This window comes from Asticcacaulis sp., assembly GCF_027484505.1.
Classification (GTDB): domain Bacteria; phylum Pseudomonadota; class Alphaproteobacteria; order Caulobacterales; family Caulobacteraceae; genus Asticcacaulis.
The window spans coordinates 1-11,432 of sequence record NZ_JAIXSV010000084.1 but is presented as its reverse complement, the minus strand read 5'-3'; the positions used below and the strand labels follow the sequence as shown (position 1 = coordinate 11,432).

14 protein-coding genes are annotated in these 11,432 nt (G+C 60.2%); 5 read left to right on the top strand and 9 right to left on the bottom strand.

The window, feature by feature from the left end:
* Positions 1 to 46: 46 nt before the first annotated feature.
* The gene (locus Q0072_RS04890; RefSeq protein WP_298326542.1) at positions 47 to 250 is read left to right on the top strand and encodes a hypothetical protein; all 204 of its coding nucleotides are present in this window, start codon (positions 47 to 49) and stop codon (positions 248 to 250) included.
* 18 nt (positions 251 to 268) lie between these two features.
* Here the strand turns inward: Q0072_RS04890 and Q0072_RS04885 are convergent, their stop codons facing one another.
* From Q0072_RS04885 to Q0072_RS04875, 3 genes are all read right to left on the bottom strand, one after another.
* Positions 269 to 1,444 carry an ATP-binding protein gene (locus Q0072_RS04885; RefSeq protein WP_298326539.1) on the bottom strand — a complete coding sequence of 392 codons (1,176 nt, stop codon included), beginning with the start codon at positions 1,442 to 1,444 and terminating at the stop codon, positions 269 to 271.
* A gap of 94 nt (positions 1,445 to 1,538) precedes the next feature.
* Complete coding sequence (locus Q0072_RS04880) at positions 1,539 to 3,008, bottom strand: HAMP domain-containing sensor histidine kinase (RefSeq protein WP_298326537.1); 1,470 nt, start codon at positions 3,006 to 3,008, stop codon at positions 1,539 to 1,541.
* A 9-nt stretch (positions 3,009 to 3,017) separates the two neighbouring features.
* Positions 3,018 to 3,692 carry a response regulator transcription factor gene (locus Q0072_RS04875; protein WP_298326535.1) on the bottom strand — a complete coding sequence of 225 codons (675 nt, stop codon included), beginning with the start codon at positions 3,690 to 3,692 and terminating at the stop codon, positions 3,018 to 3,020.
* A gap of 222 nt (positions 3,693 to 3,914) precedes the next feature.
* Between Q0072_RS04875 and Q0072_RS04870 the strand changes: the two genes are divergently transcribed.
* From Q0072_RS04870 to Q0072_RS04860, 3 genes are all read left to right on the top strand, one after another.
* A complete protein-coding gene (locus Q0072_RS04870; protein WP_298326533.1) occupies positions 3,915 to 4,286 on the top strand; it encodes a phasin in 372 nt (123 codons plus the stop codon).
* A gap of 10 nt (positions 4,287 to 4,296) precedes the next feature.
* A complete protein-coding gene (locus Q0072_RS04865; RefSeq protein WP_298326526.1) occupies positions 4,297 to 5,079 on the top strand; it encodes a 3-hydroxybutyrate dehydrogenase in 783 nt (260 codons plus the stop codon).
* Positions 5,080 to 5,234: 155 nt separating this feature from the next.
* On the top strand, positions 5,235 to 5,504 hold the full coding sequence (locus Q0072_RS04860; protein ID WP_298326523.1) for a type II toxin-antitoxin system ParD family antitoxin: 270 nt from the start codon (positions 5,235 to 5,237) through the stop codon (positions 5,502 to 5,504).
* Positions 5,505 to 5,692: 188 nt separating this feature from the next.
* Here Q0072_RS04860 and Q0072_RS04855 read toward each other — a convergent pair whose 3' ends face one another.
* Positions 5,693 to 7,540, bottom strand: coding sequence for an ABC transporter ATP-binding protein/permease (locus Q0072_RS04855; protein ID WP_298326520.1), 1,848 nt, complete (start codon positions 7,538 to 7,540; stop codon positions 5,693 to 5,695).
* Positions 7,541 to 7,731: 191 nt separating this feature from the next.
* Between Q0072_RS04855 and Q0072_RS04850 the strand changes: the two genes are divergently transcribed.
* On the top strand, positions 7,732 to 8,529 hold the full coding sequence (locus Q0072_RS04850) for a GDSL family lipase (RefSeq protein ID WP_298326517.1): 798 nt from the start codon (positions 7,732 to 7,734) through the stop codon (positions 8,527 to 8,529).
* Between the two features lie 37 nt (positions 8,530 to 8,566).
* On the opposite strand, the gene Q0072_RS04845 is transcribed toward Q0072_RS04850, so the two are convergent.
* The 5 genes from Q0072_RS04845 to Q0072_RS04825 all read right to left on the bottom strand — a co-directional run.
* On the bottom strand, positions 8,567 to 9,265 hold the full coding sequence (locus tag Q0072_RS04845) for a DsbA family oxidoreductase (protein ID WP_298326515.1): 699 nt from the start codon (positions 9,263 to 9,265) through the stop codon (positions 8,567 to 8,569).
* A 73-nt stretch (positions 9,266 to 9,338) separates the two neighbouring features.
* The gene (locus tag Q0072_RS04840) at positions 9,339 to 9,617 is read right to left on the bottom strand and encodes an addiction module antidote protein (protein ID WP_272742704.1); all 279 of its coding nucleotides are present in this window, start codon (positions 9,615 to 9,617) and stop codon (positions 9,339 to 9,341) included.
* Entirely contained in the window at positions 9,595 to 9,909 is a 315-nt protein-coding gene (locus Q0072_RS04835) for a type II toxin-antitoxin system RelE/ParE family toxin (protein WP_298326506.1), read from the bottom strand. The genes Q0072_RS04840 and Q0072_RS04835 overlap by 23 nt, the downstream gene beginning before the upstream one ends.
* A 186-nt stretch (positions 9,910 to 10,095) precedes the next feature.
* The gene (locus tag Q0072_RS04830; protein WP_298326503.1) at positions 10,096 to 11,040 is read right to left on the bottom strand and encodes an alpha/beta hydrolase-fold protein; all 945 of its coding nucleotides are present in this window, start codon (positions 11,038 to 11,040) and stop codon (positions 10,096 to 10,098) included.
* 2 nt (positions 11,041 to 11,042) lie between these two features.
* A partial coding sequence (locus Q0072_RS04825) for a glycoside hydrolase family 97 C-terminal domain-containing protein (protein WP_298326500.1) occupies positions 11,043 to 11,432 on the bottom strand: 390 nt, incomplete at its 5' end.

Genomic DNA, 11,432 nt, shown 5'->3' with positions numbered 1-11,432 from the left:
ATGTCTTTATTAAAAACACTCCGCCCTTATCGAAAGTACCGCGTCCATGTCCTTTGCCCGATCGCTCCTGATGCCCAAGAAAATCCTCATCGCCGGATGGATCATGATTCTGGCCTTGTGGCTGGCCATCGCCGTCGAGCGGTTTACGGACATCGAGACCCTGCCCTTTGTGCGGACGGTCTTCATCTATCTGGTGCTCGACTATATGTGGGCGACCTTCTACCGCCAATGGCGCGGTCAGGCGAATTAGGGGCTGAACTCACAAGATTCAGAGCGGTCTCACCCAGTGACGACGCAGATAATCGGCGAATAGCGGCACGGTGAAATCAATGTCGCCGTGCGACGGGCTGTAGATCATGCCTTTGCGGATGATACTGGCCCGCATCGGCCCCAGCTTTTGCACCTGCCGGTTCATGGCATCGGCGATATCACCTGATCGGTAAGGCCCATCGCCCAGTCGGGCCATGGTGCAGACATAGTCTCTTTCCGCCGGGGTCAGGCGATCAAAGCGCACTTTGAAGAAGCCATCATCCAGACGCGCGACGGCATTTTCGGAAGACTGTTCGACATCCTGACGATCAATGGGTGACCGCTCCGCCGCATTCCATGCCTGATACCCCCATTCCTGCAAAAAATAAGGATAGCCGCGCGTCTTGCGCACAATCTCGTCTATGGCCGCCGGCTCAATACGTTCGCCTTCCTCTTCGATAGGGGCCCGAATGGCGCGTTCCGCCGCCTCTGGGTCCAGAGGCCCGACTGAGGGATAGGCGAAAAGCCGTTCGGCATAGGATTTTGCTTCACCCGATAGCGCCGCGACCTGTGGCAGCCCCGCCCCGAAGAACAGGATGGGCAGGTTCCGCTGATTGACCCTGTGGATCGCCACAATCAGGGCGGCGTAGTCTTCCAGTTTCAGATACTGGACTTCGTCGATCAGCAGGGTCCATCCCCTGCCCGCGGCCTTTGCCGCCTCCCCAATCTTCAGGAAAAGCTCCGGCAGGTCCAGTTCCAGAGTGCCACTGTCGGCAACGCCGGGCTCCGCCTCTACTGAAACCGAAAAATCGCCCATTTCGATTTTGAAGACCGAGGCAAAGCCTCTCAGGGCGCGCAGGGCCGCGTGAGCCGAGGCTTTTGACTGCGCCACAAAGGACAGTTTGCGCAGGACCTGAGCCATACGCGGATAGAGGAGTTCCGCCAGACGCCTGTCTTCGGGCGCCTCGATCATGGAGGTGAAATGTCCGTTGGTTTCGGCGATTTTCTCGATCTGATTCAACAGGACGGTTTTGCCGACACCGCGCAAACCCAGCAAAATCTGCGACTGCGCATTGTTGCCCAGAAGGACGCGCTGGGTGGCGACATCCGCCTCCCTCAGTATGTTATCCCGACCTGCCAGCTCAGGCGGCGGCGATCCAGCGCCCGGCACAAACGGATTACGAACGGGGTCCATGGCGTGCCCACACTGTAGGAAGGTTTAAAGGCGTATATGTTTGTATATGGCAGTATATCGAAAAGTCAATATACACCGATATACATTGCTAAACCTACCCCACCGGTGGCAGGACCAGCGCCGTGCGCAGGCCCGGCCCCTGATCGCCATAGACACCGGGGCCTTCGTCGATGCTGAGGTGGCCCTTGTGCGCCACGGCCACGGCCTCGACCATCGACAGACCCAGCCCCACCCCCGGCAGGGAGCGTGAATTTTCCAGCCGCACAAAGCGCTGGGTGATGCGCGCGCGGTCGGCTTCAGGCACGCCCTGCCCCGTATCGGTGACGGAAAACTCGATCTCACGCCGCGAATTGTGCCTAAGCCGCAGGGTAATGCCGCCCGTCTGGGTGTATTTGATGGCGTTGTCGAGCAGGTTGGCCATGGCCTGCGCCAGAAAATCACGGTTGCCATAGGCCTTCACGCCGGGCTCGATCTCGGCGGTAAATTCCAGCCCCTTATCCTCGGCCAGAATTTCAAACAGCTCACGCATGTCTTCGGCCAGCGCCGACGCGTCAAACAGCTTCTGATCCGGGGCCTGACCCGCCGCCTGAAGCCGCGAGATGGAAAACACCGTCTGGAAGGTGCGCAGCAACTGATCGGTTTCGGCCAGCGCCCGCTCGATCACCTCCGGGGCCTGCGACGGGTCTTTTTCGACGTCGTAAAGCGACACTTCGAGCTTGGAGCGCAGGCGCGACAAGGGCGTGCGCAGGTCATGGGCAATGGCGTCGCCGGCGTATTTGAGATTGCCCATGGTTTTTTCCATGCGGTCCAGCGTCTCATTGACCCGTTCGGCCAGGGCATCGAACTCATCACCCGAATTACGCAGCTTCGCCCGCGCCTTGAGGTCGCCCTCCTTGACCAGATCAAAGACCTGCATCAGGCCCTGCACCGAGCGCGACACTTCGTTATTGATGATCATGCCGGCAAACAGGCCCAGCACAATGACCAGCACGCCGCCCCCCCACAGGGCCTTAAAGCCCATGTCAAAGCCCTTTTCCGACCACGAGGTGTCCATGCCGACATAGAGGGACAGGCCGGGCTCCAGCGTCACCACCTGCCCACGATAGGCGTAGGACTTACGCTTGCCCGCCGGATCGGTCAGGCGGTAATTGATCTGAAACGGGCGCTCATCGCCGCCGACATAGCGGGCCTTTTCGCGGATATGGTCAAAGACCTGCGGCGATACCTCGGTCGTGGCGCGGCGATTTTCGGCGAGAATCTCGCCATCCTCGCGATAGACGATCTTGACGAAAAACCACTCGGTGATGTCTTCCTGACTGAGGGTTTCGACAACCGCCTCTTCGCCCTGTTCGCGGTACACCTCCTCCAGATAGTCGATGCGCGACTTGACCTGCGCGTCGGACACGGCCTTGGTCTCGGCCGACGAGGCGATATAGATATAGGCAAAGATCAGCACCGCCACGAAGGAATAGACGGTGATAAACATCAGGGTCAGACGGAACGGCGTCTGCCTGAACATGGTGGCTTTCAGCGAAAAGCGCGCGGGGTTGGGAAGGGCGATCACGACCTGTTTTTAGGGCTTGAGCTGATAGCCTTCGCCGCGCACCGTATGTAGCATCGGGCGGTCAAAGCCCTTGTCCAGCTTGGCGCGCAGACGCGAGATATGCACATCGATGACATTGGTCTGCGGGTCGAAATGATAGGCCCAGACCTTTTCCAGCAACATGGTGCGGGTCACGCTCTGACCCACATGGCGCATCAGGAATTCCAGAAGCTGAAACTCGCGCGGTTGCAGGTCGATCTCGGACGTGCCGCGCTTCACCACGCGGGTAATCAGGTTCATTTCAAGATCGCCGACGCGCAGGGTGGTTTCCACCGCGCCCGTGTCCTTGCGCCGCAAAAGCGCCTCAAGCCGCGCCACCAGTTCGACCAGCGCATAGGGCTTGACCAGATAGTCGTCGGCCCCGGCCTTGAGACCATAGACGCGGTCTTCGAGTTCACCCAGCGCACTGAGGAACAGCACCGGCACGTCGATCCCTTCGGAGCGGGCGATTTCCAGCATCGACACGCCATCCAGCCCCGGCATCATGCGATCCAGCACGACCACGTCGAATTCGCCGTCGCGCAGCGCTCTCAGCCCGGCCTCACCGTCGTGGGTCACAACCGACTCAAAGCCCTGTTCGGACAGGCCCTTCTGCATGGTCAGGGCCGCTTCGACATCGTCTTCGACTATCAATACCTTGGTCATGTGCTGAACGCCCCGCGCAACCTTGTCTTTATCCTTAGTAAAGCGCGCCGCCGATCCTGTGAAGGGGCTGCGGTGTTAAAAAGCTGTCATGTAACACCGGCGGCACTAGGCCCAATTTCCGACTTTATTGCGGCGCACAAATCCCAAAAATAACCTCTGGCGGCCTATGCACAAATGCGCTTAATATCAGACAAAAGCGCACTTACAGGGGATACCGAAACCATGACCAAACCCCATTCACCGTTTGAACAGGGCCTGAAAATGATGGGCGCGCAGCAGCAACTGGCGGCGCGCAGTCTGGTCAATCTGATCGGCATGGTATCGGCGTCCTCCCACCGCTATGCGCAGGAAACCACGGCCTTTACGCGCGACGCCCTGTCGCTGATGCAGCAGGCGGCCCAGACGCGCGACCCGGCCGAACTGCGCGAGCTTCAGAGCCAGTGGGCCAAGACCTGCGTCAAATACGGTCAGAACCAGACCCGTGCCACCATGAGCTTTGTCGAACACTGCGGTCTTCAGGCGTTGAACGCCTCAGTGCCGCAAGGCGACGACCTTCCCCCCAAAGAATCCGGGGACGAATCCCAACCCAAATAGGAGTATCCCTATGCTGACTGGCAAAACCGCCCTCGTAACCGGCTCAACGTCGGGCATCGGACTGGCCATCGCGCGCAAGCTGGCCTCAAAGGGGGCAAAGGTGATGCTGAACGGCATGGGGGATGCCGCTGAAATCGAAAAGCTGCGCGCCGACATGGCGGCCGAATTCGGCGTTGAGGTGGCCTTTAACGGGGCCGACCTGACGAAGGCCGAAGCCATCGAGGCCCTGATCACGGACACGACGCAAAAGCTGGGTGGGCTGGACATTCTGGTCAACAATGCCGGCATTCAGCACGTGTCCCCCATCGAAGACTTCCCGGTCGATAAGTGGAACATGATCATCGCGCTGAACCTGTCGGCGGCGTTCCACACCACGCGCCTCAGTTTCAAGGGCATGAAGGAACGCGGCTGGGGCCGGATCATCAATATCGCCTCGGCGCACGCCCTCGTCGCCTCGCCGTTCAAGGCGGCCTATGTGGCAGCCAAACACGGCATTGCCGGCCTGACCAAAACCATCGCGCTCGAAGGGGCGGAGCACGGCGTGACCTGCAATGCCATCTGCCCCGGCTATGTGCTGACGCCGCTGGTCGAAAAGCAGATCCCCGATACCGCCAAAGCCCGCGGCCTGACCGAAGAACAGGTGATCAAGGACGTGCTGCTGGCGGCCCAGCCAACCAAAAAATTCGTCGAAACCGACGACATCGCCGAACTGGTCGTCTTCCTGTCTTCGGATGCGGCAAAGTCGATCACCGGTGCGCTGCAATCCATCGACGGCGGCTGGACGGCAGCATAGGCAATACTGGAAAAGCTTCTGAAAAGCGCCGATCATAATAGTCAGAAATCGTAGCTTATACCTCTTCGGCCGTTGGCATAACCAGCCAAGCCCTGAACCGTGATTTGACGGGGCGCATCTGCGGAATTATCATTAGATGATAACGGAGACGCGTCATGCCGAGCAGCTACAGCCTTGGGGCTCACTTCGAAAACTTCATCCAGACGCAACTGGCCAGCGGGCGCTACAATAATGCCAGCGAAGTCCTGCGCGACGCCCTGCGCCTGATGGAAGACCGCGAACGCCGTCTGGCAGCCTTTGATGCCGCCATACAGGAAGGCTTGCGCGATGCTGAAGCGGGGCGCGTCCATGATATTGAAGACGTGTTTGCCGAACTGGATGCTGAACTGGCAGCCCTCGAAAACAGACAGCCACATTCCGGCTAACCCCTTATACCTCCCCGCTGGCGGGGAGGGGGCCCATTTGCGGAGCAAATGGGGGTGGGGTGGTTTATCCGTCTATCTGCCTGTAAGCTGTGGCAAAGCCGCAAGACATCTCACCTGCGGCGCAGGCTCGTGCGGGAAGCTATAATACAAACACTCAGCACCTTCGGTCATTACCATAAGCAAAGGCACTACTCCGCCGGGACCTCGGACTCCAGTGCTTTGGCCAGTTGGTCGCGCGCCGCATCGGCAGCTTTCTGACGCTCCCACATACCGAAATAGAGGCCTTTCAGCTTCATCAGTTCGGCGTGATTGCCGCGTTCAGCCACCAGCCCGTCCTTGAGCACCAGAATTTCATCGGCCCCCACGACGGTCGAAAGCCGGTGCGCAATGACCAGGGTCGTGCGGTTCTGCGACACCTCATCCAGCGCCGCCTGAATTTCGCGCTCCGTATGGGTATCGAGCGCCGACGTTGCCTCATCGAGGATCAGGATCGGTGGCGATTTCAGCAGCGTGCGCGCAATCGCCACGCGCTGCTTTTCACCGCCCGACAGCTTGAGCCCGCGTTCACCGACCTCGGTGTTATAGCCCTGCGGCAAAGAGGCGATGAAGGCCGAAATCTGCGCCTGTTCGGCGGCGGCCTCGACCTCTTCGCGTGAGGCGCCGTTGCGGCCATAGCCGATATTGTAGGCGATGGTGTCGTTAAACAGCACCGTGTCCTGCGGCACCATGCCGATGGCGCGGCGCAAACTCGCCTGATTGACGTGGCGGATATCCTGCCCGTCGATTTCGATAGAGCCGCCCTTCACGTCATAGAAGCGGAACAGCAGGCGCGAAATGGTCGATTTGCCCGCGCCGGACGGGCCGACAATGGCCACGGTCTTGCCCGCCGGCACCTCAAACGACACGCCCTTGAGGATGGGGCGGTCGGCGTCATAAGCAAACACCACGTCCTTGAAGGCCACAGCCCCCTGCCCCACCTTGAGGTCCGGCGCGCCCGGCGTATCGACAACCTCCTGCGGTTCATCCAGCAGCTTGAACATGGCTTCCATGTCGATCAGGCCAGTGGAAATTTCGCGGTACAGCGTGCCGATAAAGTTCAGCGGAATGGCCAGTTGCATCATGAAGGCGTTGACCAGCACGAAGTGGCCCAGCGACTTGGTGCCGTTCATCACCTCATAGGCCGACATCAGCATCACAATGGTCATGCCGATGGAGAAGATCACGGCCTGCCCGATATTGAGCCAGGCCAGAGAGGTATAGGTCTTAATCGCCGCCTTCTCATAGGCCGCCGTGGCGCGGTCATAGCGGCTGCGCTCAAGCTGTTCATTGCCGAAATATTTGACGGTTTCGAAGTTGAGCAGAGAATCCACCGCCTTCGACATCGAGTCCGAATCCGCCTCGTTCATCTCCTTGCGGATGGCGATACGCATATTCGAGGCGACGATGGAGAACCACACATAGACGACCACTGTCGCGGCCACGACCGCCACATAGATCAGATCGAACTGCCACCCCAGCGCGCCGGCGGTCAGGACGAATTCCACCACCGTCGGGATACCGACCATCATGGTCAGGCGGATAATGGTTTCAATGCCCATCTTGCCGCGCTCGATGACCCGCGACAGGCCGCCCGTGCGGCGTTGCAGATGGAAGCGTAACGACAGATTGTGCAGGTGATTGAAGGCGCGATTGGACAGGCCGCGCACCGCGTGCTGCCCCACACCGGCGAACATGGCGTCACGGATATTGTTGAACACCTGCGACATCATCCGCGCCACGCCGTAGGCCAGCACCATGATCACCGGCGACACCAGCACCAGGGTCAGAAGATCGGTCTTACCGCCCGCCTCGCCCGGCGTGAAGGCGTTGGTGGCCCATTTATAGGCAAAGGGCGTGGCGATGGTCAGCAGCTTGCCCACCAGCATGGCCAGCAGCGCCCACACCACCTGCACCTTCAGGTCAGCACGACCCTCCGGCCACAGATAGGGTTTGAGGAAGGCGATGGTATCGGAGGCCTTGCCTTTCGGCTTGGGCATGGGGGCGGGCGCGTTCATCAGGCTGAAGGACTCGATTTTCGGTGCAGCAAAGGATTGCGCATATATAGGTCCGAGCCGGTACAAAATCCAACCAATGACCAGATTTATTTTACAATCAAAACTGATCGTATATGCTCGCAAATAATCAACACATCCCCTTTTTCGTGGGGGAGAAGATAAGAGGACGCCCGATGCTTCGTCGCACCCTGATCGCTGCCACTTTGCTGTTTTCAACGCCGGTTCTGGCGGCAGACAAACCCGCCGATACGCGACCGGTGCGCGTCATTCTGGTCGGCGACTCGACCATGACGGACAAGTCGGGCTACGGCAAAGGCTTCTGCGCGCAGTTCAAACCCGAAGTGGTCTGCGTCAATGCCGCGCGCGGCGGGCGTTCGTCCAAGAGCTATCGCGTAGAAGGCCTGTGGGACAAGATTATCGCGCAACTGAATGATGGCACGGCGTCAAAGACCTATGTGCTGATCCAGTTCGGACACAATGACGGCTCCTCCCGACCTGAACGCCACACCGACCTTGAAACCGAGTTCGGCCCGAACATGCGCGGCTATGTGCTCGATGTGAAGAAAGCGGGGGCGGTGCCGGTGCTGGTCACGCCCCTGACGCAGCGCCATTTCAAAAATGGGCAATTGCAGAGCGGCCTTCTGCGCTGGGCGCAGGTGACGCGCCTGATCGCGCGCACCACGGACACCACCCTGATCGACCTCTATGCCGAAGGTCAGGCAAAGGTGCAGGCGATGGGCGCGGTCGAATCGCTGAGCCTCGCCGGGCAGCCGGTGCCGCAGAATGTGCGCGACGCTGCGCCGACCGGCACCACGGTGCCTGCCAAATTCACCGACGCCTCACAGGGTCAGGGCTCAGCACAGGCCTTCGACTACACCCACCTCGGCCCTAGGGGCTCAGACTATTTCGGTCAGATGGTGGTCGATCTGTGGGTCAAAGCCGACCCCAAGGTGAAGGCACTGGTGAAGTAGCGAAAGAAAGCGCCTCCCCTGACTTCGGGGGAGGAACTTAAACCGCACACACCCCATCGTCACATGCCGGGCCAGCCTTGACCTCTGGCGGAAGGTCGTCCCAGGCGCGGTTCAGCACCTGCGTGAAGCCCGCCACCGGCTGCGCACCTGACACGGCATAGCGGTCGTTGATGACGAAAAACGGCACGCCCTGCACGCCGCGCAGGGTGATGAATTCCTGTTCTTCCTGCACCGTGTCGGCATAGCGGTCGGTTTTCAGGAAGGCTTCCGTCTCCGCCGCATCCAGACCGATCTCAACGGCCAGCGCCACAAGTGTCGCCTCATCAAAAAGGGACTGCGTTTCGGCAAAATAGGCGCGATAGAGCCGCTCAACCGCCTGCGCCCCAAGGCCCTTGTCCTGCGCGAACTTCACCAGCCGGTGCGCCTTCAGCGTATCGCCGTAAAACGTGCCTGCGAGCGTCATATTCAGCCCGGCCGCCGCCGCCATCTGCTCGACGTGCGCCTGATTTTGCTCGGCCTGAGCCGCCGTCAGCCCGTACTTCTGTTGCAGCATCTGCCCCACCGGCGCGACCGGCGCATCTGGTCCCAAGCGAAAAGCGTGATGGCGCACCGTCACCTGATGCTTACCCGCAAAGCCCTCGAGCGCCTGTTCAAAGTGGCGCTTGCCGATCCAGCAGAAGGGGCAGATCAGATCGGACCAGATATCAACGGTAATCGGGCTTGGGGACACGGACATAGGACCTCGCTTTCGTCACCGCATATCGGTCTTTCCGCGCCCCCGCGCAAGCAGGGAGGAAAAGGTAACCGCCTCAGGCCGCGACCGACAGGCGGATACCGAGCGCCTTGGTCACCGCCAGCAGGGTCGTCAGCGTCGGATTCCCCGATGGACCCAGCGCCTTGTACAGCGCCTCACGCGACAGGCCGGTTTCGCGCGACAGGTCGGTTATGCCGTGCGCACGGGCGACATTGTTCAGGCCTTTGCGGATTTCTTCGGCATCACCGTCTTCAAATACCGCCGCGAGGTAAGCCAGCGCGGTTTCCGGATCATCCAGAAATTCAGCCGGATCAAAAGGCGTGATTTTTTCCATCCTGAATATCCTCCCACAAAGCCCTGGCCGCCAGAATATCGGCATCCTGACTGCTCTTGTCGCCGCCACAAAGGAGAAGAATTATCTCCTCTCCACTGCGGGCATAATAGACCCGATAGCCGGGTCCGGTATGGATACGCAATTCATAAACACCGGCACCGACCGACTTGGTATCGCCTAAATTGCCTTCTTCCACACGCTCCAGCCGCAAGACAATGCGCGCTTTAGCCGAGCGGTCCTTCAGACCCTTTAGCCATTTTTTGAAGCGTTCTGTTTTGTGAATAGTGAACATAAGGACAGCATCCAGAATTTGGCATGGGATAGGGCCACATCATTCCAATTCCATCACAAACTTCTGAAACGTCTCAAACATCAAAATGGCCACCGACGGAAGACGCCGTCGGTGAGTTTATAGATATTCGAATAGACAAGGATTGTCAACTATAGTTATCATTTTGGACGCGCCAACAGAAGGTAACTACTGCGCCAGCAGGAACCCCAGCGGAATATCCACCCGCGCGCGCCAGTCGGCTTCGTTGTGCGTCGTGCCTTCGAACACCGAACTGCGCCAGTTGCGCCCTTCCACCCAGCCATAGCGCGGCAGAACCGTCTCCATTTTCAGGCTATAGGGCCGGTAGTTGGCATCGAGATCGCGGGTGCCGTGGTCCATATAGAGCCGCTGACGCTTTGGGTCGAAGTGCGCCGCGCGGAACCACGCCTCCCAGGCCTGCGCCGTGGCGTCCGCCGCCGCCTCGCGCGCTTCCGGCGTGGTTGGCGGGGCCATCAGCGGCCAGTGGATTGAGACGCAGGCCGCGCGCCCGAACACCTGCGGATATTCGCCCAGCGCATAGAGCGAGATCAGCCCGCCCATGCTGGAGCCCATAATGCCGGTATGCGCGGCATCGGGGCGGGTGCGATAGGTGCGGTCGATAAAGGGCTTTACCTCTTCGACCAGAAAGCGCAGATAGTCGTCGGCCTTGAGCTGCCCCCTGGCCATGTCCCTCACCTGCGCCTGCATATCAGCGGGCAGATAGGCCGCCAGCTTTTGCGGGAAATAGTCGGCATAGCGCGTGGGCGAGTTCCACACCCCCACGACGATGGCCTTCCGGTCCATGGCGCTGAGGGCCTCGTCAATGCCCCACTCCTTGCCGCCATAGGCGGTGGACGTCTCAAACAGGTTCTGCCCGTCGTGCATATAGATGACCGGCAGTCGCGGCCCCTTGGGGTCGTAGCCTTCGGGCACCCACACCCAGACATGGCGGGCGCTGACGAAACGCGAGGGGAAGGCCTCGTACTTATCGAGCCGGCCGTGCGGCACATCGGCGGTAGCGCTGACTCTCTGCGTCGGCACAGGATCAGCGGCCCCTGCCCCCACCGGTACAGCGAGGATCAGGGTGACAAGGAGCGCAATGAGGGTACGCATGATCACAACGCCTTGAAACGGATGGCCTGACCGCCGCCGGGCGCCAGTTTCAGCGTCAGGCGGTCTTTGGCGGTCACCTTGCGCTTTTCGATCCGCATCGAATGGCGGGCGTCTGTGCGGTAATCCGCATCGTCGCCGTCGCGGTAGATCTGCGCCTCATAGGTCTTGCCGGGCGTCAGGAAGTCGAGCGCGATGTCAAGACTGCGCGCCTCTTCGTCCGTCACCGCCCCCAGATACCAGTCGCGGCTGTGCTTATCGAGGCGCACCAGCGTGGCGTAATCGCCCGGCTCGCCGTTCAGCATCTGGGTGTCGGCCCAATCGGTCGGCACGTCCTTGATGAACTGAAACGCCGGCATCTCCTTCTCGTAGTTTTCGATCAGGTCAGCCGCCAT